Here is a 23,458-nt window from a genome sequence, read left to right as displayed (position 1 = left end):
TTTACCGGACAAGTGCCAGCGCGAACCCGTCCCAGCCTTTGACGCCCACCGTCTGCAGCACCGCAGCGTCCAACTGCGAATGGTCCGCCATCATGTCCAGGGCTGCGCGCATGGCCTTCGCCAGCGGATCATCGTCGGGTGGCGCCAACACACTTCCGTCACGAATGACGTTGTCGACGACGATGACCGAGCCCGGACGGGACAACCGGACGGCCCACTGCAGGTAGCCGACGGTGTTTTCCTTGTCGGCATCGATGAACACCAGATCGAACGGGCCGTTCACGCTCGGCAACGTCTGCAAGGCAGGGCCCACCACCACCTCCACCCGGTCGCCGACCCCGGCGCGGTCGAGGTTGGCCCGCGCCACCTCGGCGTGCAGGGGTTCGGCTTCCAGCGTCACCACCCGTGCGTCCGAACCGGCGCCGCGGGCGAGCCAAATCGTGCTGTAGCCGCCCAGCGTACCGATCTCGAGGATCCGGCGGGCCCCTATCGCGGTGGCCAGCAGGCTCAGGAACTTGCCTTGCTGAGCCGATACGGCAATGCGCGGCAACCCTGCTGCGTCGCTGGCTTCCAGCGCCGCGGACAGGGCGGCATCCTCGCCGACGAACGTGGTGTCCAAAAACGCGTCGACGTCGGCAGGGTTGGGCTGGTCGGTCACGGCCTCAAGGGTAGCGGGTTGGGCGCAATGCCCGCAGATCGCCCCAATGGCCTTCACCATATACCCATATGGGGTATACAGTCACATCGAAAGACAGTCCGCCGGATTCCGCAGTCGCGGGATTCCCGACACAAGGAGTGTGCGGCAGATGGCCAGTTACGAGAACGGGACGTTGCTGACCTGCGGTCACGAGGGCTGCGGATGCCGGGTACGCATCGAGGCCGCATGCCACTGCCCTGAGGCGGGCGGCCCGTATCGGTGCACCTGTGGCGACGAGATGGTCCCTGTCGAATAGCACCGTCTTCCGGTCGGCCGGTCAGCGGCCGAAGGTGCGGCCGGTCAACTCCACGTCGGTGATCAGGTGCAAAGCTACCGCGGACGAGGCTACGGCCACCGCGTGTCGTCCCGCGGCGATTCGCCAGGCTTGCGCATCGGAGTCGTAACGGGCCAGTAGGCGCGGATCGGCTTCGATGGTTACCCGGCGTGCTTCGCCCGGTTCGAGTTCAACCCGATTGAATCCGAGCAACCGCAGTCGCCGTTCGCCGGGCGCGGCGGTCAAGTACAGTTGCGGGACATCGGCGCCAGGGCGCTCGCCGGAGTTGACGACGGTGACGTCGGCGGTCACGGTGTCACCGCCCGTCACCCTGAGGTCGCGATACTCGAAGCTGGTGTAGGACAACCCGTGACCGAATGCGAACATCGGTGTCAAGCCGTTGGAGTCGAACCAGCGGTAGCCGATCTCGGCGCCCTCGCTGTAGTGGATGGTTGTTGCGGTACCCCACGGGGCGCCCAGTCCGGGCAGCTCCGGGCGAGGTGTCTGACCCAAGTCGACCGGGAAGGTGATTGGCAGCCGGCCCGATGGATTGACCCGACCCGCAATGACCTCCGCGATCGCCTGACCACCGGCCTGACCCGGATACCAGGCCTGAACAATCGCGTTCACCGCATCGCGCCACGGCATGGTGACCGGGTTGCCGGTTTCCAGGACTACAACCGTGTTCGGATTAGTCGCTGCGACAGCCGCGATCACCGAATCCTGGCCCCAGGGCAGCGACAGGTCGGCGCTGTCGAGGCCTTCCCCCTCCACCCGGATCGCGAATACGATCGCGACGTCGGCACGTCGCGCTGCAAGGACGGCCTCTGCCGGGCTGACGCCGGGGTCAAATTCGATAAACGTCTGGGGTAGTTGCTTTCTCAGCTCGGCCACCGGCGACGACGGCAACAAGAAGAGGTTGCGCAAGCCACCCGGCCAGCCGATCGGAAACGCTGCCGCGTAGCCCCCGGGCGGCACCACCGCGCTCGACCCGCAGCCGATCGGCACACCAATCTGCGCGCAGCCGCCGATGACAGCGATAGACTGCACGGATTCGGGTGAAAGCGGCAGGACACCCCGGTTTTGCAGCAATACGATGCCCTGCCTGGCGACCTGCAACGCGATCCGATGGTGGGCGGCCATATCCGGTTGCGGGGTGCTTTCCCACCGGTCGGCACCCACAGCGAAAATCGACCGCAGGATCCGGCGCACCATATCGGACAACCGTTTCTTGGACAGCTTGCCCTCGGCATAGGCGGCTTCGAGCCGGTCAGTGAACGCTTCGGCGTGCCACAACATGACGTCGGCTTGCGCTCCGGACTCCTGGTCGAGGCCGGCGAGGGCAAACTCCCAGCTTGGTGTCGCGCCCCAGTCGGACATCACCCAACCGCGGTATCCCCACGTGTCTTTCAGCACGCCGTTGATCAGGGCCTCGTTACCGCCGGCGTATTGCCCGTTGACCTTGTTGTAGGCGGTCATCACCGCACCCGGATGGGAGCGTTCGATGGCAATTTCGAAGGCCAGCAGTTCCGATTCGCGATGCGCGGCGGGGTCGATGATCGCGTCCAGCCAGTGTCGGTTGGTCTCGTTGCAGTTCAGGGAATAGTGCTTGATCGTGGAGATGACGCCTTCCTGCTGGATGCCGTTGATCGACTCCGCTGCGATCAGAGCGCTCAACAGCCGATCTTCGGAGAGGTATTCGAAGTTACGGCCGTTGCGGGGGTCTCGGGCGAGATTGATGCCGCCCGCGAGCAGCACGTTGAACCCGCGGCTGCGTGCCTCGCGTGCGATCGCCCCGCCCGCCGCACGGGCGAGGGCGGGATCGAAGCCGGCGGCCAGCGCCAGACCTGCCGGCAGGGCGGTCGCGGTGTCACCCGGCCGGTAGCCGGGGTTGGTGACGCCGAGGCTCGCGTCGCTCATCAGCAGCGCGGGTACCCCGAGGCGGGGTACTCCGGGAACGTAACCGGCGCTCATGGGCACGTCGGGCGGTATGCGCGGGTCCCGCATCGGTAGGAGGTCGTTGGCGCCCATCACGCTGACCAGCAGGCGGAACCGCTCCTCGTCGGTCATCTCCAGCTCGACCTCGCGCGCCCGGGAATCGGGATCGGCACCGGCGTCGCCCACCGGCCCAACGTTAGCCAACGTCGGTTAATCCACGGCGTGTTTCGCGAAGACAACACGCAATACGTGACCGAGTTCGGGGCCCATTACCAACTCGGCCAGCCGGCAGAAAGTAGCGACGAACTGCGGTCCGTGCGGTGACGGCTCATCGCAGAGATGATGAGCAATTTCGTGCAGCACCACCAGTTCACGCATCGCCCAGTCGGCACCGCGATCAGGGACGGCAATGATCCCGGCCCCGTCCCGGTGTTCGTAGTGCGCTGCTGTTGCGGCGCGTCGGGACCGGACTCGCAGCGGCCGCGCCGTTGGCCACTGCTGCCGCACCGACGGTAGTTGCAGTACCTCGTCGACGTAGCGCTGAATGGCAGGGACCGACCCGAACCGCGCCTCGGGCGGCAGCGTCAGCTGCGCGCCGAAGAATTCCACGCTGCGCGATCCGTGCTGGGCCGCACGGTCGAACAGAGTCCGGACGAATTCCTCGGCAGCGTAGACCTTCGAACGCTGGGCGTCCCGGCCGTTCTGCGAACTCACCGCTCCAGGGCGGTCCGCGCCGCCGACAGCTCGATGCTGTTGCCCAACCGGGCCTGCCGGCCGGCGCGGTCCCCCGCTCGGCGCGCCGCCGACGAATACCCCGCGGACGCCCGGCTGGCCCGCCAGATGCCACGAGCCTTCGATGCGCTGTGGTAGTAATCACGTAGCTCGATCTCTTTGTTTCGCAACGCAATCGCCGTTCCCGGTGGGCGCCCGCGATCCTTTGTTGCTTCCTGGCGAGCCTGCTCGCGTGCCTCGGCCAGCCGTTGGCCGATCCGGGCGCCGAAGGCAAGCTGAAAGTTCAGCCGGGCGGTGATCGTCGGGGTGGGCTTGTGCGCGCCGGAGGCGATGTAGGCATCCGACGCGCGCACCATCTGCACCACCAGGCTGGCGTACAAGGCGTGGCTGGCGTCGATGTCCTCGGCGAAGCCGTAGGCGTAGACGAATGTGGAGTTGGAAGCCACGTCGCAACGCACGTCGTTGGCTGCAGCGATCACGACGAACAACTGCACATAGGTGCGCAGTCCCTTGCTGCCGGCTGCGCCGATGGTGATGGTGCGCTGAACCGGCGCCTGATTGGGTGTGCGTGTGCTGGCGTGGGCGCGGGCCACCGCCAAGTCGATCGACGCCGTCGTGGCCAGCCGTTGCGCGGCGGCCATGAACGCCTCGGCTTCATGGGCGTAGTCGGTCGACTCGGCCTGACGCAATAAGGCTGCGATGCGTGCCAGCATCTTGTCGTCGGTCATCGGCGCCGCTCCTCCTCATCGCTTCGCTCTGCATCGTCGTCGGCGCGGGACATCGGCGCCGCTCCTCCTCATCGCTTCGCTCTGCATCGTCGTCGGCGCGGGTCATGAGCGCCGCTCCTCCTCATCGCTTCGCTCTGCATCGTCGTCAAAATAAGCCACCTGGACGACATCGCGGCCTCGGCCGCGTCCTCTCCCGGTGCGTTACTCACAGTCTGGCGTTGATCCACGACACCACATCGTCGAGCACCTGACCTTGCTCAGGCTCGTTGAAGACCTCGTGGTACAGGCCCGGATACACCTTCAGCTCACGGTCCGAACTAGCCACGGCCTCAACCAGCCGGCGGCTGCCCTCGACGGAGACTAACCGGTCTGCCGACCCGTGCACGACCAGCAACGGAGCCGTCAGCGCAGCAGCTCGTTGCGGCATTGTCTCACCGACGAGCAACAGCGCCCGCGCGATGCCAGCCGGAACTTTGCCGTGGTGTACCAGCGGGTCGGTGTTGTAGGCATTCACCACGGCGGGGTCGCGCGATATCGCGTCGGAATCGAGCTTTTGCAACGGCAGGCCCGGAACGACGGCGCCCAGTGCTTTGGCGGTGAACGCCAGCAGCGGCGGCACCGCTGCTTGAGCCGCCACCGCCGGACCGGACAGCACCATCAGGTCGTAGTCGTCGGGACGTTCCACGCCGTAGGTGAACACGATGGCGCCACCCATGCTGTGCCCGAGCACAATCCGCTTGCAGCCTGGATGCTCCCTGGTGGCGATGTCGACGAGTCGCGCGAAGTCGCCGGTGTACTCCGAGATGTCCTTGCACAGCACACGCTTGCCTGCGGAGCGGCCGTGGCCGCGGTGGTCGAGGGCATAGGTCACTAGGTCGTCGGCGCCGAACCGCGCAGCGACATGGTCGTAGCGTCGGGCGTGCTCACCCAGTCCGTGGGAAAGAATCACCACCGCGTGCGCAGGGGTGTCCGGTGTCCAGACGTCGTAAACGATATGCACGCCGCCGACGCCGTCGAACGCGTGTTCGGTTCGGGTGGTGACCATCAGTGGCAGCCTAACGGTCGATCGCCCGGGAAAATGACGGCAGGTGGACGGCAACGCTGTCGAGATTGCGTCCAGGGTCGTGAATCTGGGGAAATGCACAGCCCTGGATGCAATCTCAACACACGCAGTGGTCTCCACGCGTTGCCCCGGGGCGTTGACCCGGGGCTAAAGCTGGAGCCGAAGCGTCACACTTTCGTTATCCGACGTAACGGCGATGCCGGTGAGGCTAGTGGTGTGCTTGTTGTATCAATGGTCTGTGCCGAAAGGGCGTCCCGTGCCGCGTCTTGCTGCCAGCCTCCAGCGTATGGTGGCCGGCTGCGTCACGCTCGCATTGTTGGCGGCGCTGGCCATCAGCACCGGTCAGCCCCTCGCGCGGGCCGAGGCCCGCGAGTTGTTGGCCAATGCCATCGCCAATACCAAGGGCTCCTATCTGGTGTACAACTTCGGTCCCGGGCACCCAGCGCCGATGCTCAACGCGGGCGGTAGCTGGTACGACGGGAACGGCGGCGGTCACCTGATGATCATCAAGGCGGCCTCGCAACGGCTTTCACCCCACCTGCTGGTGGACAGCCATCGGGGCTTTCAATCGCGCTGTGAGCGCAACCCGGCCGCGCGCACCGGCGGCGACATCCAGGCCGCGGAAATCTTCACGCCGTTGCAGGCCTGGCGGGTGATGGGACAGCCCACCATCGCCGTGAACGCCAACTTCTTCGACATTCGGGGACAACGCGGCGGGTCGTGGCGATCCACCGGGTGCAGCTCACCGCTGGGCGCCTATGTCGACAATACCCACGGTCAGGGCCGGGCCAATCTACCGGTGACCGGAACGATCGCCTACGCCGGCAAGCCGGGCCTTTCCAATGGTGATAATCGGTGGACGCCGTTGGCCACAATGATCCTGCCGACCGATGGTGCGCCGTATGTGGTGGCACCGCGTGGCGGCAAGAACGGTACCGACTTCGAGGTCGCCGCCCCGGTTATCCAGAATCTGGTCGACAAGGGCGCCGGATTCGTCGCGGTCAGCGGGCTCGGCTTGCTGTCCCCGGGCGACACCGGCCAGCTCAACGACGGCGGCCCCAGCGCGGCCCGGACGGCGATCGCCTACAGCCGGCCCAAGGACGAGCTGTACGTGTTCCAGGGCGGCAGTTACACCCCGGATAACATCCAGGACCTGTTCCGCGGGCTGGGCAGCGACACCGCCGTGCTCCTCGACGGTGGCGGCTCCTCCGCGATCGTGCTGCGCCGCGACACCGGAGGCATGTGGGCCGGGGCAGGGGTGCCGAAGGGCAACTGTGACACCCGCCAGGTGCTGTGCGACTCCCACGAGCGCGCACTGCCCAGCTGGCTGGCATTCAACTGAGCATCAAAACTGCGGTGTCAGGTCCAGGGCGGTGACCGTGCTCATCTTGGTTACCAGCCAACGGGCGCGGTCGCGTTTCATCGTCAGCCGGTAAGAGAAATACTTCAGCGACGGAATGTTTTTCGTCAGGGGACTGGTGGCGGTGGTATTGGTATAGACGAGCGCCACCGCGTTGGGCCCGTTGAGTGATTCCACCGCCGCGCCGATCACCTGTGTGGTGTTGGTGATCTGGGCTTGCTTGCTCGGGGCGACGATCTTGTCGATGTACTTGCGGTAGTCCGCCCCGAAGTCGCCACCGAGGTATTGCGAGGCCCGGTCGGCCAGCTTGTCGATGTTGTCCGGGGTGTAGGTCCACAGCGTGGTGATCGCGTTGGCGGCAGTACGTGCGATGTTCAATTTGGTGTGCACCACCGCCTGATCCACCAAGTAAGGTTGCACGGCAGCGCCGGCGAAGGCCGCAGAGCCGACGAACAGGGCGGCAGCTATGCCGACCGTCACCGCGAGCCACTTGCCGGCCGGTCGCCGCACCGGCTGGGCACCATCGGACTCGGTGGACGGTGTATCCTCCGCGGCGCCGGGTTCGTCGGCGCCGGGGTCGGCCGCCGCGGTGTCCTCGGGCTGGTCCTCGGTGACCTTCTCGCTTAAAACACCTGCACCAGGTTGCTGATCTTCCACTGGCTTCCTTCCTGCTGGGCCGTTACCACCCAGCGGTTGGTGTTCTCGACAACCTGCTTGCCGTCAGGGGATTTCGAAGTGATTTCGGTGGCCACCAGCACGGTGGCGCTGCCGTCGTCGTTCCACCTTTCCACGCCGGCCTCCAGCGCGGTGCCCTTGGTCGGCTCCGCCCGAGCGACCTGAATCAGGATCTCGTTTTCGTGCTCACGGTATTGCTTGGCGAAATCTCCTGTGGCTGAAGCTAATATGCGGTCCACGTAGGCGTTGGCGTGAAACGGATCCAGCGACGTGAACCCGGTCATGAACGACCGCACGGAGACCAGCACCACGGCTTCCTTCGAGGCCGCCTGCAGGTGCGCTTTGTGGCTGACCAGAATGAGCGAGCAGGTTGCGATCGCCGCAGTGGCGATCAGCGCCGCGACGCTCATGCCCAAGGGAAACAGCGCGCCGCGCGACGGCTTCCACCACTGCCGCGGCAACCTCCACCGCGGCAGCGGCAACACCGACCACGGGTACTTTTTGGGGATCTGCTCGACGAGCAGCGACGCTTCGCCGGGCGCAATTCGCCGGCGCGGGCTCACTTTTCGCCCTTGGCAGGTTTAGGTTTGGTCACGACGGCCAGATCGTCGACGAGCCAGCGGCCGTCGGCGCCCTTGTCGAAGGAGACCCGCACGGTCGCGGTGATGAAGCGGTTCTCGTTTCCGCCACCCCGGTGGCCCTGCAGGAACAACAGCATCGCCGCCCGGTGGGGCTCGGCGGACAGCACCGCGCTGTTGGTCACCCAGTACTCGTTGACGACGGGATGGCGTTTCTGCACCGCCTCCTGTTGTTCGGCGAGCTGGTGGCGATACTTCTCGGTGGTCAGGGCGAGCGCGCGGGTGAAGTCGTCGTGCAATGTCTTCGGGTCATAGCTCAGCATCTGGGTGACGATCGTGGGCCCCTGGGTGGCGATCTCGGCGCGGGTCCGGTCAGACGCCCGTTGGGGTAGGTAGATCACCGCGACGCTCACCGCAGCACCCGCTACGCACAGCAGCGTCGCGATCGACCACACCGCGGCGACTGGTCGCCGGATGCGGCGCGGCCGGCGATCCGGCTCGATGCGGTGTTCCTCGGTGCCCAGCAGCAGGTCGGCGAAGGTGCGTCGGCGTCGGTCCCACAGCGGCCACAGCCAGCCGAGGAACACCGCGACCGTGTCCAGCAGGTGAGCCAGCTCGCGCAACAGCAGCCGCCCGGGTCCCACGGCCGCACCGTCCGGGCGCACCACCGCCGTGCCGCACAGGGCTTTGCCCAGGGTCCAGCCGGTCACCGTCGGCAGCAGCACCCGGTTAGCTCCGGCGAGCAAGATCGCCGCCCCGGCGACCGACAGGCATACCCACCGCCAGGTGGGGTGCTGGTTCATCGTGGCAGCGACCAATACCATCGTCGCCGCCACGGCAGCAGCCGGCAGCACATCGACGATCCACGCCGCCGTTCGCACCCACCAGCCCGCCGGGCCACCCGGAGGTGGCGTGTCGACAAGGGGTGTGCCCGGGGTCTGCTCGACCGTCGCCGTCACTTCGCCACCTGGTCAAGCTTGGCAATGCGGTATTGGCCGTCGTCGGGGGCCATCTTCACCCGCAGCCGATAACCCGCCTCTTTGTTCTGCGCTTCGCTGTTGGAGACCTTCACGCGAAGCGCCACCAGCACATCGACCGACCCGTCGGCGTTGTTGCGTTCCACCGCCGCCCGCATGTCCGACACCTCCACGTGCGCGTTGGCGGCCTGGTATGCCTCGACGAACAAACTGCTGTACAACACCGCTTGGGCGCGGAAAGCGCCGGTGCTGCAATCGATGATCTTCTGCTCGCTGGCCACCATCGCAGCGATGTCGGGTGCCTGGGTCGCCGCGACGCACGTCTGGGCTGCCTTCAGGGCCTCCGCGTCGTGCCGGGCGATGACCCGGCGCTGGTGGTCGGCGCGTGCCGCAAGGTAGCCACCGGCGCCGATGCCACCGGCCAGCAGGAGCAGCACCGCGGCAATACCGATGAACCAGCGGCGGTCCAACCGCGACGGGCGCTCGACGGGCGCTGCCGTCTCGGTGAGCTCCTCAGCGGTGGTCTCGGCAGCGGTCTGCTCCGGTCCGGTATCAGAGGTCGGGGCACCCGATTCCGGGCAATCCTCGGCGGGTACCCCGGCAGAAGACGACGCGTCGGTATCGTCGGGGCTCAGCCGGCCGGTGCCAGCATCTCCCTCCATCCGTCCTCCCCTGTGTTGCTCGAGTTGTCGACGGAGTATTTGACCCCGTCGGGACCCACCACCTCACCGCTCATCGGACTGTAGGTCGCTACGGGAGGTCCGCCCGGAGTGTAGACGCAGGGGTTGGGTTGCTGCCCGTTGCACTGCACCGAACCCGAACCCGGCCGCTGCAGCGGATCGCTGATCGGCGGCGGAGTCCCGGGCACCTTGTCGGCGGGTGCGGGGTTCAGTCCGGTGTTGATCGACGGCGCCGGTATCACCTGACCGGGGTTCACCGGCTGATCGCAGCGGGCACCGGGGGCGGGGCAGTTGCGGATCTGGTTGGGGTCGCCGTACCAGGGGTTGGTGCCCAGCGGTTCGTAGGGTTTGTTGCTGCGGCACTCCCGGGGTGTCGCGGCGCGTTTGCCGGGGACGTCGACGCAGGGGATGTTGCGCGATCCCCGCACCACATTGGCGGGCGTGTCCTGCGGGATCTTGCAGTACGCGGACTCCGGCAGCGGCGCCAAACTGGTGTCGGCGGGTGATCGCCACTCCGATGCCGGCACGAAGCCGGTGAAGCACGGGGGCGGCAGGTTGATCGCAAACGACAGATCCAGCACAGCCTGGCGGTCCTTGTCGTACGGCGCGGCAACCGTCTGCACGATCGAGCCGATCTGCGGCAAGATCACCAGCACCTGCTCGACACCGTTGTGGTAACGCCGGAGCATGTCGATCACGATCTCGAGGTTGGCCAAGGTCTGCGGCAGCGATTCGCGAACGTCGCCGAAGACGGCGTTGAGGTCGTCGGCAGTCGGCGCGCCCTGATGCAGGATGTTTTTGACGTGCTGGTCGTTGCGTGCGGCCTGCGCGCCCAGGATATTCAGGTTGCGCGCCCACCGCTCGATCGCGGCACCGGAATTGGCCTGGCTGTCCAGGATCGGCGCGGAGTTGTCGATAATGTCGTCGACGTCGGAGATGTTGGTGTTGAAGTCCCCGACGATCGCCTGGGTCGCGTCGACCAGCCGTTGCAGCGCGGGTCCCAGCCCCCCCACCGATTCGGCGGTCTCGTCGAGCAGCTGGCTGATCTTGTTCTTGGGCAGCGCTTCCAACCCGCGGTTGGCGGCGTCGAGCGCCGGCCCGATCTGGCTGGGCACGGTGCCCTTGGTGATGGTCTGGCCGGGCGAGAAGAACCTGCCCGGGTTGCCCACCGAGACCAAGTCGAGATACTGCTCTCCGACCGCCGACACCGAGTGCACATTAGCGGTGGCGTCGATCGGGATCTTGTAGCGGCTGGCGATGCTCAGGGTCGCCTGTGCGCCCTGCTCGGTCGGCTCGACGCCGGTGACCTTGCCGATCGTGATGCCGCGATAGGTCACGTTCGCCGTCGGGTACAGGCCGCCCGATGCGGGCAAGTCGGCTTTCAGCGTGTACTGGCCGATCCCCATCAAGGTGGGAATGCGCAGGTAATACCAGCCCAAGATGAGCATCGCAACCACGCTGACAATGCCGAAGATGATCAGTTGGCGTTTGACGAAGCGCGTCAGCAATTCCGGTCCGCCCTTTCCACCAGTGGTCCGCCGGGGGCGTCGTTGGGGTTCGGGGTGTAGCGGACGTCGGGAATCATCGTTGCCGGGTCCCGGCCGAACGATTGCTCGAGTGCCCGCAACGCGCCGGAAAACCCGGTCCCGGTCAAGAACGCGTTGTCGACCGACGACAACGTGGTGTCCAGCGTCAGCGAGGAGTTCATGAAGTCGCCGCGGATCAGCTTGGGGGCGGTGTCGAGGTCGAACGGCACGGTCAGCAGCAACTTCAGCGCGCCGAGCACGTGTGGCGCGGCACGGCCCAATTCACGCAACGGGCACTGCAGCGACAGCAGGTCCTGATGCAGCGGTCCCCGGGTCTGTGACAGGTATTGGGCGGTGGCCGCGCTGAGCGCGCCCACCGAATCGACGGCGTCGATCAGCAATTGTTGTTTGTCGGCGAAGTGCTTGATCAGCGGCGGGAATTCGGTCAATGCCCGGTCGAGGACGTCGGCCCGGGTTCCCACATAGCCCAACAGCCGGTTGGTCGAGTCGATCGCGCGGGTGATGTCGTCACGCTGCTGATTGAGCTCGGCGGTGAAGGTGTCCAACTTGCCCAGAAACGCGCGGATCTGCGGTCCGCGGCCGGCCACGATGTTGTTGACCTCGTTCTGCAACACCTCGAGGTTCGCGATCCCGCCGCCGCGCAGAATCGTCGCCAGGCTGGCCAGGGTCTGCTCGATCGTCGGATACGCCGAGGCATTCCGCAGCGGGATGGTGTCGCCGTTCTTCAGCAGTTGCGGCGAGGGATTAGCCGGCGCGGCCAGCTCGATGTGCTGGGAACCGAGCAGGCTGGTCTGCCCGATCTTCGCGGTGGCGTTCTTGGGCAGCTTGACGCTCTTGTCCAAGCCCAGCGTCAGGGTGGCAACCCAGTTCTTCAGCTGGATCGCGCGGATGCTGCCCACGACCACGTCGGCCACCATTACTTTGCTGTTGCCGTTGAGCGCCAGGGTGTCGGGCATCTGCACGTAGACGGTGTAGGAGCCGGGGCCGCTGCCCGGGCCGCCGGGAATCTGCACATTCGAGATCCCCTGCCAGCCGCAGGAGCTCAGCATCAGCGCCGACCCGCCCAGGGCCATCCCCTGCCAGGCCCGGTGGCGGGCCCAGCGCAGCACGCCTGCGGCGCTCATGAGCCTGCTCCTATCGACAGGGCCGCCTCGGCGGGCAGTGGCGGTCCGGCCGGTCCCGGCGCGGGCCCGGCGACCGGTGCCGGCGTCGGTGCGACCGGGCCCGGGATGACCTCGGGGCCGGGCGGCGGCGGCGGTATCGGGGCCGGATGGCCGGGCTGCCCGATATAGGGCAGCGGACCGGGCTCCTCGTTGTAGGCGTTGGGGGGTCCCGGCGGGGTCTGCAGGGTGGACTGGACCGGGGCGATGTCAGGGCCACCCATCAGTTCGGCCAGCGACTCCGGAGTCAGCAACCCTGCTGTGATCGGGCCGACCTTGACGCCCTGCATCCCCGGTGCCACGATCCAGCCCTGCTGGGTGTTGCGGTGCGAGGTCGGCGTGTCCGGCACCCAGATGCCGGGGACGGTGGTGTCCTTGTACCCGTTGGGGGGCTGCAGCCGCGGCTCGGAGTAGGCGACTTCTTTGGGCAACGTCGCCGCGGTGCTGAACAGGTTCAACCCGAACGGGATGTAGTTGAACTTGATCGCATCCAGGATCGGTGCCAGGTACTGCGCACACAGTTCGGCGGACTCTTGATAGCCCAGCCGGCTGCCGGCCTGGATCGCGCTGCAGAAGAACTGCATCGGGTTCGCGAAGCCCATAGCGCCGCCCAGTGAAATGGGCTGCCCGACGATCGCGCCCTGCGCCGGGTGATAGATCTGTGTCGCGTTCGCCAGCGCTGTCGGCGCCACATGCAGGAACGTTTCCAAGCCGTTCAGCGGGTCGGGCTGGACCAGCGTGTTGGTCACGGTGGCCAGGTTGTCGACGTCGCGGGCGAACACCTCGCGGTTCTTGGCTAAAAACGGGCGTAGCGTCGTGACCAAACCGTCGAACTGCTGGATCGCGTCGGCGAGGTCGTGATCCGAGCCGGTCAGGCTGTTGGTGAGCTGGGCCAGGTTCTTGTTGAGCGCGACGAACTTCTGGTCGTCGGCATGCAGCGCGTTGACGAACAGCGCCAGGCTGCGCACCACCCCGAAAAAGTCGCCGCGGCCCTGGTTCAACGCCGTCAGTGCCCGCGCGAGGCTGCTCAATGTGGTGTTGATCTGCCTGCCCTTACCGGCCAATCCGTCGGCGTAGGCCTCGATGACCTCGCCGAACGGGCCCTTGGGTTGCTCTTTGGTGGGGCCGAGTTTGGTGATGATGTTGGTGAGGTCGTTGCGCAGCTGGTCCCACTCCACCGGCACCTGGGTGCGCTCGATCGGGATCACCGCGTTGTCGGCCAGCACCGGCCCGCCCTTGTACGGCGGCTCCAGCTGGATCACCCGGGAGGCCACCAGCGTCGGGTTGAGGATCACCGCCTGTGCGTCGGCCGGGACCTTGTACTTGTTGAGGTAGTGAAAGGTCACCTTCATCTTGTCGCCAGCGGGTTCGATCTTGTCGATCGCGCCCACGGGCACGCCCATGATCTGGACTTTGTCCCCGCTGTAGAGCGCGTTGGCCTCCGGGAAGTAGGCCACCACGCTGTTGTTGGTCAACTTCGTATAGAGCTCGCGGGCGACGAACAACGCGATCAGACCCACTACGACCGCCAATGCGCCGATCGCGACCGACACCCGCGACAGCCTTGGTAGCCGCATGTTGCGCAGATCGAACACGGTGCTCATGACGTACTGGCCTCCAAGCTGCCGCCGCCTCCGCCTGGCTGACTTCCGAATTCCCCCGGTGGGATGAACGGCACCGGCAACTGCGGCCCGGGTCCCGGCGGGGCCGGCGGCCCCGGCGGCAGCGCGGGCGCGAATGTCGACGGCGGTGGAGCCGGACCGGCCGGTCCCAGGTTTTCCGTACGGGCACCGGGCGGCGCATTCGCCGGTAGCGGCACCGGTGTGCCCGGCAGGTCCGGCGGCGCATCGCCGGGCTGCGCGGCGATGGGGATCCCCGGTGTCGGGGGCAGGCCGTTGGGGTTCGGCGGCGACGACAAGACGTCGGGCAACAGCGGGTAGGGACCGTTAGGCCCGAACGGGCCCAGGTCTTGGCCTATGCCCGCACACGGCATCGGATTCCACGGCCGCGGCAGCAGGTCCGGTGTCGGCGTGTACGAGCACGGCGAGCCGGGCGCCACCGCGGGACCCGGGTGATCCGGGGTGCCCTCCAACACCGGCGGCGCGGGCGGCGGGGCGCCGTTGGGGAACCGGGTGCCGTTGGGATCGGGGAACCGGAACGCCGGCAGGCCCGCGTTGCGCCAGAACTCCTCGGGATCGATACCGCGTTTCTTGAATGCCGCATCCACCCAGGGCTGCAGAATCCAGTACGGCAACAGGTTGGCCAGCGACACCTTGAAGTAGGGTCCCGACCCGATGGTTTCGTTGATCATCGGGAGACTTTTGCCGATCATGACCAGTGATTGAGCGAGGTCCTCTTTGCGGGCCGTCAGCAAGTCGCTGACGGAGTGCAACTGCTCGAGCACGTGGTTCAGGTTGGGGTTGTTGTTGATCAGGGCCTGCACCTGGATCGACAAGGCGGACACGTTGTCCAGCAGCGCGCTGATCGCTTGGCTGCGCTGGTTCAACGCGGCCAGCAGGGTGTTCGCGTTGACGAGCAGGCGGTCCACCTTCTCGCTGCGATCGCCCAGCACGTCGGCCACCTGGTTGGCCTGGGCCAGCAGGTGGGTGATCTGCTCGTCCCGTTTGCCGATGGTGTCGGCGAACTTGGCCACCCCGTTGAGCGCATCGCTGAGGTGCGGATAGGTCTGGTCGATGGTCTGCGACAGCACATTGAGCGACTGCTTGACCGTGTCGATGTCCCAGCCGGCGGCCGCCTTGGTGACGTCGAAGAACGCGTCGTAGATCTGATAAGGGGTGGTGCTTTGACCCAGCGGCAGCACTGCGTTGACCGGCAGCATCGTGGTTCCCCGCGGCTCGACCTCGAGCACTTTCTTACCCAAGATGGTGTCGGTCTTGATGGCCAGCCGGCTCTCGGTGCCGATGAGCTGACTTCCGGTCGAGAACTTCATCACCACGTGGTCGCCGTCGATCTTGATGCCCTCCACTTTGCCGACGTTCATACCGGCGATGCGCACGCTGTCGCCCTTGCTCAACCCGCCGGTGTCGGTGAACTGGCCGTAGTAACTCGGGCTGGCGAAGATCATCGGGACGCTGGTGAACGTCTGGCCCACGGCGACGACCATCAGCGTGACGACGATTCCCATGACCCCGATCCGCAGTCGGTTGGCCGGCTCCAGAGTTCTCATTGCGGCGTGCACCTACCCGTCGGCTGCTGCCAGATCTTGACGGTGCGAACCGGTCCGCCCGGCTGCAGCCCGTTGGTCTTCAGCGTCAGATCGCAGAGGTAGAAGCTGATGAAGTCGCCGGAGCTGGCGACCCGGCCCACGGTGTTGATCCCCGCCGGTGTCCGGCGGAGCTGGTCGTCGTACTGAGCACGCTGGTCGATGATCGCCTGCTGGATGGGGTCGAGGTAGTTCAACGTCTTGTGCAGCAGCGCCTGGTTGTCGGCCAGCAGGTCGGCGACTGTCCCGGCGGCGTTGCTGATGTTCGCGGTGCCCGCGGCGAGCGGGTCGGCATGGTTGCTCAAGCCCGTGATCAGTTTCTCGAAGTCGACGATGGTCTGGTCGAACTGCTTGCGGTGCTTGACGGTGGTGTCCAAGACGATGTTGAGGTTCTTGACGACCTCACCGATGGCCCGGTCACGCTCGGCGATGTGGGCGGTCAGTTGCGCGGTCTGGTCGAGGATGTCGTTGATGGTGCCACCCTCGCCCTGGAACACGGTGATGATCGCCGACGCGATCGTGTTGACCTTCTCCGGGTCCAGCGCCCGAAACAGCGGCTTGAAGCCCCCGATCAACGCATCAAGGTCCAGGGCCGGCTGGGTGCGCGACAGCGGGATGAAGCCACCGGGCGGCAGGATACGGTCGGCGCCCTCGCCCTGGCCGCGCTTGAGCTCGAGGTAGCGGTCACCGATGAGGTTGAGATAGCGGATGTGCGCTGTGGTCGACTGGTACAGCGGAATGGAGCGGTCGACGTCGAAGTTCACCCGGATCCGACGGCCGCCGTCGATCAGCTTGAGGTCTTTGACTTTGCCGACCTCCACGCCGGAGGCGCGGACCAACTGGCCGCTGCGCAGGCCGCTGGCACTGCTGAATTCCGCGGAGTAGCTGTTGGTCCGCTCGAAACGGATCTGGCCGAACACCACCACGATCATCGCGGTGAAGAGCAGCAGCACCGCGGCGACGATGCTGAGTTTGACGACGGTGCCGGTGATTTTCATGGGTTGATCGTGTAATCCCCCACCTGGCGGCCCCAGACGTACTCGATCGCGTACGGTGAGCCGGTATCGACGTGGTTGTACGGTGCCAGGCTGACCCCGGTGTCGGCCACCAGCGTGGGTGCCGGCCAGAAATCACGGGTGATCGACTGCCAGCAGCCCGGTGCTCCGCCGGGTCCGCCGTGCGCGTTGACCCGCGGCAGATTGTCCGGATAGATATAGGGATTCGGCGCGCCGCCGACGAGGCCGGCCAGCCCGATGAGTCCTCCCGACGCTAAGGTGAGCCCGAGGCCGGGAAGGTTGATGGCGAGCCCCAGCCCGGACAGCAGTGTGGTTTCGGAATGGAGCGAATAGGGGCTGGTGAAGGCCGCGACTTTCGGTTCTGAATCGTGGAGATTGCGCATCGTGCAGTACAGCTCGGGACTGTAGGTGTCCAGCAGTTGGGCGGTGGGCACCAAGTCGGCGGCGCCGCGCGCGAGATACGGTCCGCCCCTGTTGAAGATGTCGGTGCCGGTGTTGCCGAAGCCCGTCGCCGCCAACAATGCCTGGTCCAGCTCGTTTTCCTGGTGGTGCACGGTGTGTGCTGTGGTGACCGCGTGGTTGAGGAAGTCGAACAGATCCGGTGAAGCGTCGGCGTAGGTGTCGCCGAGGGTTGCCAACTGGCGAATGTCGTGGCGGATCGTCGGCATGCGCGGGTTGACCTCGTCGAGCACCGTGTTGGCGTTGACGATCGACTGGCCGAATTTGTCGCCCAACCCGCTCAGCGCCTCGGCGGCCGCACTCAGGGTCAGGTTCACCTTGACCGGATCGACCTTCTCGCTGATCGAGGTGATCGTCTGGAACAGCGTGTTGAATTCCGTGGTCACATGTGTCGCGTCGATGACATGCTGGGGCGTGATTCGTTGCGGAGTAGGATTTTTCGGTGATGTCAACGACAGAGATTTGCCGCCGAACACAGTGGTCGCTTCGATCTTGGCGTCGACGTTGGCCGGAATCAGCTTGAGGTAGCGGGGATACACGTCCAGCGTGAATTTCGCTGCTGGCCTGCCGTCGTGTTGCACCTCGACAATGTCTGCAACTCGGCCGATTCGCACTCCGTTGTAGGTGACCTGGGAGCCGGGTTCCATGACCAGTCCCGCGCGCGAGGCGAGCATGGTCAGCCGGGTTACCGGTGTGAAATCCCCCCGGTACTGCAGGTATACCAACCACAGCACCAGGACACCGATGACGAACACCACCACGCCGGCCGCGCGGTACGGCTGGAACGGGGGCTTGTTGTGTTTACCCGACGGCAGTGTCATGGCTTTCCCCGTTGTCCTACACGGTGAAGTTGAAGTTGGGGTTGACGCCATAGAGCGCCATTTCGGCCAACAGGATGACCACGTTGACCGAAACCAGCGAAAAACGCATCGATCGGCCGACGGCCTCGCCGACACCGACCGGACCGCCGCTGGCGTTGTAACCGTAGTACGAGTGACTCAGCATGACGACAACCGAAATGATGATCACCTCCACGAATGACCAGAAGACATCGTTGGGGCGCAAGAAGGTGCGGAAATAGTGCTCGTAAGTTCCAGAAGCCTGCCCATAGAGCACCGTGGTGATGATCTGCGGTGACAGGAACGACATGATCAGTCCCAGTGAGTAGAGCGGGATGATCACCACCAGCCCGGCCAATGTCCGGGTCGACACCAAGTACGCCATCGACCTGATGCCTATCACTTCCAGCGCGTCGATCTCTTCGCTGATCCGCATCGCGCCCAGTTCGGCGGTCGCGCCCGCGCCGACCGTCGCCGCCAGCACAACACCGGAAACGACGGGGGCGACAAGGCGCACGTTGATCAGCGCTGCGACAAAGCCCAGCAGTGCCTGAATGCCGATGTGGCCCAGCGACGCGAGTCCTTGAATGGCGACCAGCGAGCCGGAGGACAGCGTCACGAAGGTGATGATCACCGCGGTGCCTCCGACGACGGCCATGGCACCGGTTCCCATCCCGACCTGGGCGATCAGCCGCAGCACTTCCCTGTGGTATCGGGTTAGCGCCCAAGGCGTGTCGCGCACGCTGATGACCGTGAACCAGCCCAGCTTGCCGGCTTCGTCGAGAGGCCGCGCAGCGGTGCTGCTGTAACGGCTCAGCGTGTGGACCGCCCGCGGGAAGCGGGCACTGAGGACTTCGGTCATCGTCATTGCAGGGACCCCGTTCCGAACCGAACACCGATCGTGGTTAGTACCACATTGACCGCATACAGCGCCACCACGCAGAGCACCACAGTCTCGTTCACGGCGGTCCCCAAACCCTTGGAGCCGCCCCGCACGGTCAATCCTCGATAACAGCCGACCAAGCCGGCGATCAACCCGAATATCGCGGCCTTGATGGTCGCAATGACCACTTCGGGCAGCCCGGTGACCAGGGTCAGCGTGGCCAGATAGGCGCCGCCGGAGATATTCTGCAGATAGACACCGAAGATGTAGCCGCCGGCCAGCCCGACCATACTCACCAGCGCGTTGAGCAGCGTGGCGACCAGCGTGGCGGCGACCACCCGCGGGACCACCAGCCGGTGAATGGGATCGATGCCGAGCACCTCCATCGCGTCGATTTCCTCCCGGATGGTGCGGGCGCCCAAGTCGGCGCAGATCGCCGTGGCTCCCGCGCCGGCGACCACCAGCACCGTCACGATGGGGCCGATCTGGGTGATCACCGCGATTCCCGCACCGGCCCCCGAGACATCGCCGAGCCCAGCTTGGATGAGCAGGAGGTTGAAGGTGAAGATGAACAACACCGTCACCGGCACCGAGACCGCCATGGTCGGCAGGATCGCGACTCGGATGATGAACCAGCATTGCAGGATGAATTCGCGCCACTGGAAGGGCCAGCGAAACAATGCTTTTCCGGTCAGCACACACATCCGGAAAAATCCGCCGACCAGCAGGAGCGCAGGCCCGATTCGGGCACGGACGTAATCGGAGATCCGCGGCTGTGTAGTGGTCACCGTCGACCCCCTACCGAGAGCCCGCGTACCGCCCGCCTTCGCGGCCGATCATGTCGCACGCGTCCTCCTCGTCCCATCCCTCCGTGTGACTGTCGGCTCCCTACTCGCAGGTAGTGAGCGAGACCACAGGAATGTACCCTATCGACTGGTTGGTCCGCACCGTATCGCTTTGACCCATGGAAATTTGACCCAGCGACGACAGCCCCGCGGTTGCGAACTGCGGCGAGTCCCCGGCTGCCGCCCTCCGAGGAGGTTGTCGCCGACAGCGTCGGCCCGGCCGTCCGGGGCGGTCGAAAGGCGAACCCGGGTCGCGCCGACCTGCCCGAGAGACTCCGATCCAACTAGTGCGCCTGTTGATTGACGGTGCGGCCGAGTTCGCGCCTCATCAGCTTTCCGGTCGGACTGCGCGGCAAGGCCTCGGTGAGGACCAGTAACTCCGGCAGTTTGAACGACGCGACATCGCGTCCCCGCAAATAATCGGCGAGTTGCTGAAGTGTCGGTGTGGCTCCCTGCTCGGGAACAACGACGGCGCAACATTTCTCGCCGAACACATCGTCGCTGTAGCCGACTATGGCGACTTCCGACACAGCGGCATGGTCGATCAGGATTCCCTCAATCTCGGCGGGGCTGATATTCATTCCACCTCGGACGATAATGTCCTTGGCGTGGTCAACAAATTTCAAGAATTCACCGTTTTCGCCGGAGAGTTCGAAAACGTCACCGCTGCAGAAGTAGCCCTCGTCGTCGAAGGGCTTGCGCGGTGCTGTGCCGTCAAGGTAGCCGGCGAAGATCGTGGGTCCTTTGATTCGCAGCTCACCGCGGCCGCCGATTGTCGTGACAGGATGACCGGTCGCCATGTCGACTAAACGCACGTCAGTGCGCGAGGCGACCGCGGTGATCCAGTGCCGTGCGGCGGAATTGTAGTTGGGCAGATAGTGGGCACGCATGAGCGGATCGGGGATGTCGTCGGGAGCCGCGATCAGGCAAACTCCCTCATTGGAGGCGAAGAAGTTGATCACATCAATTCCCAATTTCTCTTGCCAGTGGCGGACGTCACCGGGTCTTAACGGCCCGCCACCTGCGCCGACCTTTTGCAGCGAGGACAGATCGAAATCACCACGGCAATCGAGCTGGTTACGTAACATTGTCATTATTGCCGGCGCCATATTTGCGTGCGTTGCGCGATATCGGTGGATTTGTGTCAGGAATAATTCGAGATCCAATGGATGATGATGGACCAAATGCCCGCCCCCCAGCAGCCAGGGGAGAATTCCCGACCCTAAACCTGCCATGTTAACCATCGGAAATGGGGAGACGATGACCGAATCGGGAGTCACAGCCATGGCATCCTGGGCAACTTGAGCGATTGCGAGCCAGTCCCCATGGCACCGGGGGACCCCTTTGGGGGCGGCTTCGGTTCCGCTGGTCCAGCAGATCGTGATGCAGTCGTTGACGCTGTGGACCAACTCGCTACCGAGTTCCCGCACCCGTCGTCGCGATTCAGTGCCGGCCGGCGTCCCGTCGAGGGTGACGGCGCCGTCGGTGGACTCGGCACCGAAGGTGAAAACTACGCGGAGCCGGATTTCGTCGTACGGCTTCTGGTTCATCAGTGACACTGCGGTTTGGGCCGGTGCCCGGTTGTTGAAGGAGGTGACGGTCAGCAGTGCCGAGGCTCGGGTGCAGGTAAGGACGCGGGCAAGCTCGTGGCGCCGGTAGGACATGGGCATCGGCGAGGCAACGGCGCCGAGCCGCCATACCGCCAGATAGCTCGCCGTTAACGCAACCGAGTTGGGGAGCAGCACGGCGACGACGTCGCCGGGGCGGATGCCTGCCGCGTATAACTTCGCTGCGATGGTCTCGGCGCAGGCATCGAGTTCGGACCAGGTCAGGCTTTGGGCGGGCATATCGCACAGCGTTTCTAAATTGGACGGATCGCTGACGGCAGTGGCATTAGCGAGCATCGCCACGTTGCGGGCGAACACCTCGAGAATGGTCTCGGATCTCCACCAGCCGCGTTCGAGATACTGGCTGGCACGTTCGGGCGAGTGACAGGCCTGGCGGCGAATGATCGGGGGATCGTCGTGGGGCATGGTGGTCGATTCCTTGCTGGTCCTTGCTGGTCCTTGCTGGTCCTTGCTGGTCGTGTCGTTCGGGCGCGAGTCCCTCGGTGTGGCGCGCAGCGCACTCACAGCCCGTGCGTACCGAGCCACCGGTCGATTCGTCCGGCCACCGCCGGCCAGTGTGGTTCCAGCATCATGTCGTGACCTATATCGGGGAAGAATTCCGCGTCGGTGCGGTAGGCGCGGGCTGTCGCGCGGACTTCTGATGCGCTGAAGATGCCGTCGCATCCGGCGCCGAGTATCAACAGAGGGGTCGTGACACATCTGGGTTTCGGGAGGCTCGCGAGCGTCGCATCCAGATAGAAAGCGCGTCTGCTCTCGCGTTGGAGTCGACCCATATACGCAACGATTAACGATTCAGGTGTCTGCGGTGAGAAGAGGTGCTCACGGACAAGCTCTACGCTACCGAGCGCAGCCGTGGTGTCTCCGGCGAGCACTTTGGTCAACGTCAGCCAGGGATGCCTCCTCGAGAACCGCAAAACGGCTCCACTTATTCCCCGCCGCGGAACAGACGCAAGAAGAACGGCAGCCGGGGATTCATGCTGCTCCAGATATTTCTGCACAACCAAACCACCCAACGAGTGACCGATCACCACCGGTCTTCGCGGCAGCGCTTCGGCAACTGACGCCACATCGTGCACGAAGTCCCTGATTGAGCAGACATCCAGCGATGTGGGTGCTGGACTATTGCCGTGGCCGCGCAGACTCAGTGCCAGGGCGCGGTAGCCCTCCCGTGCGAAGAAATCCAGGAAATGCTCGTCCCAGCACCACGCCGCATGCCACGCTCCATGTACGAATAGCAGCGGCACCTCGTGGTTTCTACTGCACGATCCTTTCTCGATCACTTCCAGTTCGGCACTGCCGCTTTGCTGCCAGACGCTGGACCGCATTCGCCGGTTACGACCGCAATGTCCGTGAGTTGCAGGATTCGAGTTGGTCTGCTCGAACCCAGCACGCGTGAAATCCCGACGGTACGCGTTGGGGTAACAGCACTCTTGCGAGAGGCCCCGCGTCGATACAGTCCGCGTCGAACACGTTGATTTCAGCGCAGTCATCTGCTTCGTCGTTGACAAAACACACCAGGTAGCCGTCAGTCTCACTGGTGGAACCGTCCCGGGGAGCAAACGGGGCCTCGGCGCCCCACCTGCCGGGCCCGAACTTGTATTCGACTTTGGCGCCATCTCGCGAGTCGAAACGCACCAGTCCGTCAAATAACAGTGTGGGCTCGTTGGCAAGGCTCATGTTGTAGGAATAGCGGTGTGACTTTCCGACGATTCGCGAGTCGACGCTGGGAAATTCAATGTTGGCGTCGTCGAGATCCGTCTCGGTTGTCTGACCTGTTCGCAGATCAAAGCGATAGCGGTACAACTGCGCGTCAAGGCGCATGTAGGCCAGCATGTTCGCCAGCGGTGTCTCGAAAGTCGTCTGGTGCTGGGGATTTTTGACCCGACATACATCCATGATGATCTGTTCGCCCGCATCCCATGCGTTCACGACATGATAGATGTAGCACGGCTTGGCTTCGAACCATCGCACTTGAGATCCATTGCCATAGCGCGGGATGACCGCAAATCTCGACACCAGTTCACGGTCGTAGAAAATGCGATATTTGCCGGCCTTGCGTGCTTCCTGGTCCTGAACAAGTGGCAGGTCCATGAGAACGGAGGGATCTACTGACGTTTTCGTGGGTGGAATTCATGCTGCCCTCCCTGGTAGTGGGG

Annotated in this window: 22 protein-coding genes; 2 read left to right on the top strand and 20 right to left on the bottom strand. The window is 65.1% G+C overall.

Annotated elements, in window-relative coordinates; all coding sequences use genetic code 11:
• Position 1: 1 nt before the first annotated feature.
• Positions 2–658, bottom strand: a complete 657-nt coding sequence (locus F6Q13_RS05995) for an O-methyltransferase (RefSeq protein WP_293053838.1) — start codon at positions 656–658, stop codon at positions 2–4.
• A gap of 148 nt (positions 659–806) precedes the next feature.
• Here F6Q13_RS05995 and F6Q13_RS05990 point away from each other — a divergent pair, with 148 nt between their 5' ends.
• Positions 807–953: a metallothionein gene (locus F6Q13_RS05990; protein ID WP_293053836.1), complete on the top strand. Its 147-nt coding sequence runs from the start codon at positions 807–809 to the stop codon at positions 951–953.
• A gap of 21 nt (positions 954–974) precedes the next feature.
• Here F6Q13_RS05990 and F6Q13_RS05985 read toward each other — a convergent pair whose 3' ends face one another.
• From F6Q13_RS05985 to F6Q13_RS05970, 4 genes are all read right to left on the bottom strand, one after another.
• Positions 975–3,041 (bottom strand): glycoside hydrolase family 3 C-terminal domain-containing protein, encoded by a 2,067-nt coding sequence (locus F6Q13_RS05985; RefSeq protein ID WP_293053913.1) that lies wholly within the window; start codon positions 3,039–3,041, stop codon positions 975–977.
• Positions 3,042–3,119: 78 nt separating this feature from the next.
• On the bottom strand, positions 3,120–3,623 hold the full coding sequence (locus tag F6Q13_RS05980) for a TIGR04338 family metallohydrolase (protein ID WP_293053834.1): 504 nt from the start codon (positions 3,621–3,623) through the stop codon (positions 3,120–3,122).
• Positions 3,620–4,369: a DUF2786 domain-containing protein gene (locus F6Q13_RS05975; RefSeq protein WP_293053832.1), complete on the bottom strand. Its 750-nt coding sequence runs from the start codon at positions 4,367–4,369 to the stop codon at positions 3,620–3,622. Before F6Q13_RS05975 ends, F6Q13_RS05980 begins: the two co-directional genes overlap by 4 nt.
• Before the next feature lie 205 nt (positions 4,370–4,574).
• Positions 4,575–5,414, bottom strand: coding sequence for an alpha/beta hydrolase (locus tag F6Q13_RS05970; RefSeq protein WP_293053830.1), 840 nt, complete (start codon positions 5,412–5,414; stop codon positions 4,575–4,577).
• 304 nt (positions 5,415–5,718) lie between these two features.
• Between F6Q13_RS05970 and F6Q13_RS05965 the strand changes: the two genes are divergently transcribed.
• A complete protein-coding gene (locus tag F6Q13_RS05965) occupies positions 5,719–6,774 on the top strand; it encodes a phosphodiester glycosidase family protein (RefSeq protein WP_293053827.1) in 1,056 nt (351 codons plus the stop codon).
• Positions 6,775–6,777: 3 nt separating this feature from the next.
• Here the strand turns inward: F6Q13_RS05965 and F6Q13_RS05960 are convergent, their stop codons facing one another.
• From F6Q13_RS05960 to F6Q13_RS05890, 15 genes are all read right to left on the bottom strand, one after another.
• Positions 6,778–7,449, bottom strand: a complete 672-nt coding sequence (locus F6Q13_RS05960; RefSeq protein ID WP_293053824.1) for a mammalian cell entry protein — start codon at positions 7,447–7,449, stop codon at positions 6,778–6,780.
• A complete protein-coding gene (locus tag F6Q13_RS05955; RefSeq protein WP_293053821.1) occupies positions 7,416–8,030 on the bottom strand; it encodes a mammalian cell entry protein in 615 nt (204 codons plus the stop codon). Before F6Q13_RS05955 ends, F6Q13_RS05960 begins: the two co-directional genes overlap by 34 nt.
• Positions 8,027–9,004 (bottom strand): RDD family protein, encoded by a 978-nt coding sequence (locus F6Q13_RS05950; protein WP_293053818.1) that lies wholly within the window; start codon positions 9,002–9,004, stop codon positions 8,027–8,029. The genes F6Q13_RS05955 and F6Q13_RS05950 overlap by 4 nt, the downstream gene beginning before the upstream one ends.
• Complete coding sequence (locus tag F6Q13_RS05945; RefSeq protein WP_293053815.1) at positions 9,001–9,684, bottom strand: hypothetical protein; 684 nt, start codon at positions 9,682–9,684, stop codon at positions 9,001–9,003. Before F6Q13_RS05945 ends, F6Q13_RS05950 begins: the two co-directional genes overlap by 4 nt.
• Entirely contained in the window at positions 9,654–11,210 is a 1,557-nt protein-coding gene (locus F6Q13_RS05940) for a virulence factor Mce family protein (protein WP_293053812.1), read from the bottom strand. Before F6Q13_RS05940 ends, F6Q13_RS05945 begins: the two co-directional genes overlap by 31 nt.
• A complete protein-coding gene (locus F6Q13_RS05935) occupies positions 11,204–12,373 on the bottom strand; it encodes a virulence factor Mce family protein (RefSeq protein WP_293053809.1) in 1,170 nt (389 codons plus the stop codon). Before F6Q13_RS05935 ends, F6Q13_RS05940 begins: the two co-directional genes overlap by 7 nt.
• Positions 12,370–14,013 carry a virulence factor Mce family protein gene (locus tag F6Q13_RS05930; protein ID WP_293053806.1) on the bottom strand — a complete coding sequence of 548 codons (1,644 nt, stop codon included), beginning with the start codon at positions 14,011–14,013 and terminating at the stop codon, positions 12,370–12,372. Before F6Q13_RS05930 ends, F6Q13_RS05935 begins: the two co-directional genes overlap by 4 nt.
• A complete protein-coding gene (locus tag F6Q13_RS05925) occupies positions 14,010–15,596 on the bottom strand; it encodes a virulence factor Mce family protein (protein WP_293053803.1) in 1,587 nt (528 codons plus the stop codon). The genes F6Q13_RS05930 and F6Q13_RS05925 overlap by 4 nt, the downstream gene beginning before the upstream one ends.
• Positions 15,593–16,630 (bottom strand): virulence factor Mce family protein, encoded by a 1,038-nt coding sequence (locus F6Q13_RS05920; protein ID WP_293053800.1) that lies wholly within the window; start codon positions 16,628–16,630, stop codon positions 15,593–15,595. The genes F6Q13_RS05925 and F6Q13_RS05920 overlap by 4 nt, the downstream gene beginning before the upstream one ends.
• A complete protein-coding gene (locus F6Q13_RS05915; RefSeq protein WP_293053797.1) occupies positions 16,627–17,928 on the bottom strand; it encodes an MCE family protein in 1,302 nt (433 codons plus the stop codon). Before F6Q13_RS05915 ends, F6Q13_RS05920 begins: the two co-directional genes overlap by 4 nt.
• Before the next feature lie 16 nt (positions 17,929–17,944).
• Positions 17,945–18,814: an ABC transporter permease gene (locus F6Q13_RS05910; protein WP_293053794.1), complete on the bottom strand. Its 870-nt coding sequence runs from the start codon at positions 18,812–18,814 to the stop codon at positions 17,945–17,947.
• Complete coding sequence (locus F6Q13_RS05905) at positions 18,811–19,596, bottom strand: ABC transporter permease (RefSeq protein ID WP_293053910.1); 786 nt, start codon at positions 19,594–19,596, stop codon at positions 18,811–18,813. Before F6Q13_RS05905 ends, F6Q13_RS05910 begins: the two co-directional genes overlap by 4 nt.
• A 362-nt stretch (positions 19,597–19,958) precedes the next feature.
• Complete coding sequence (locus F6Q13_RS05900; RefSeq protein WP_293053791.1) at positions 19,959–21,806, bottom strand: class I adenylate-forming enzyme family protein; 1,848 nt, start codon at positions 21,804–21,806, stop codon at positions 19,959–19,961.
• Positions 21,803–22,627 (bottom strand): alpha/beta fold hydrolase, encoded by an 825-nt coding sequence (locus F6Q13_RS05895; protein ID WP_293053788.1) that lies wholly within the window; start codon positions 22,625–22,627, stop codon positions 21,803–21,805. The genes F6Q13_RS05900 and F6Q13_RS05895 overlap by 4 nt, the downstream gene beginning before the upstream one ends.
• Before the next feature lie 7 nt (positions 22,628–22,634).
• Positions 22,635–23,393: a carotenoid oxygenase family protein gene (locus F6Q13_RS05890; RefSeq protein ID WP_293053784.1), complete on the bottom strand. Its 759-nt coding sequence runs from the start codon at positions 23,391–23,393 to the stop codon at positions 22,635–22,637.
• Positions 23,394–23,458 lie beyond the last annotated feature (65 nt).

The organism is Mycobacterium sp., from assembly GCF_008709575.1.
Classification (GTDB): Bacteria; Actinomycetota; Actinomycetes; order Mycobacteriales; family Mycobacteriaceae; genus Mycobacterium.
This window is presented reverse-complemented; position numbering and strand designations above follow the sequence as displayed.

What these genes read in the sequence shown, in the direction of transcription:
- F6Q13_RS05990 (WP_293053836.1), top strand. Translation starts at nt 807, where the DNA reads ATGGCCAGTTACGAGAACGGGACGTTGCTGACCTGCGGTCACGAGGGC.
- F6Q13_RS05970 (WP_293053830.1), bottom strand. Translation starts at nt 5,414, where the DNA reads ATGGTCACCACCCGAACCGAACACGCGTTCGACGGCGTCGGCGGCGTG.
- F6Q13_RS05935 (WP_293053809.1), bottom strand. Translation starts at nt 12,373, where the DNA reads ATGAGCGCCGCAGGCGTGCTGCGCTGGGCCCGCCACCGGGCCTGGCAG.
- F6Q13_RS05930 (WP_293053806.1), bottom strand. Translation starts at nt 14,013, where the DNA reads ATGAGCACCGTGTTCGATCTGCGCAACATGCGGCTACCAAGGCTGTCG.
- F6Q13_RS05920 (WP_293053800.1), bottom strand. Translation starts at nt 16,630, where the DNA reads ATGAAAATCACCGGCACCGTCGTCAAACTCAGCATCGTCGCCGCGGTG.
- F6Q13_RS05910 (WP_293053794.1), bottom strand. Translation starts at nt 18,814, where the DNA reads ATGACGATGACCGAAGTCCTCAGTGCCCGCTTCCCGCGGGCGGTCCAC.
- F6Q13_RS05895 (WP_293053788.1), bottom strand. Translation starts at nt 22,627, where the DNA reads ATGCGGTCCAGCGTCTGGCAGCAAAGCGGCAGTGCCGAACTGGAAGTG.
- F6Q13_RS05915 (WP_293053797.1), bottom strand. Translation starts at nt 17,928, where the DNA reads ATGACACTGCCGTCGGGTAAACACAACAAGCCCCCGTTCCAGCCGTAC.
- F6Q13_RS05965 (WP_293053827.1), top strand. Translation starts at nt 5,719, where the DNA reads ATGGTGGCCGGCTGCGTCACGCTCGCATTGTTGGCGGCGCTGGCCATC.
- F6Q13_RS05945 (WP_293053815.1), bottom strand. Translation starts at nt 9,684, where the DNA reads ATGGAGGGAGATGCTGGCACCGGCCGGCTGAGCCCCGACGATACCGAC.
- F6Q13_RS05985 (WP_293053913.1), bottom strand. Translation starts at nt 3,041, where the DNA reads ATGACCGACGAGGAGCGGTTCCGCCTGCTGGTCAGCGTGATGGGCGCC.
- F6Q13_RS05925 (WP_293053803.1), bottom strand. Translation starts at nt 15,596, where the DNA reads ATGAGAACTCTGGAGCCGGCCAACCGACTGCGGATCGGGGTCATGGGA.
- F6Q13_RS05890 (WP_293053784.1), bottom strand. Translation starts at nt 23,393, where the DNA reads ATGGACCTGCCACTTGTTCAGGACCAGGAAGCACGCAAGGCCGGCAAA.
- F6Q13_RS05975 (WP_293053832.1), bottom strand. Translation starts at nt 4,369, where the DNA reads ATGACCGACGACAAGATGCTGGCACGCATCGCAGCCTTATTGCGTCAG.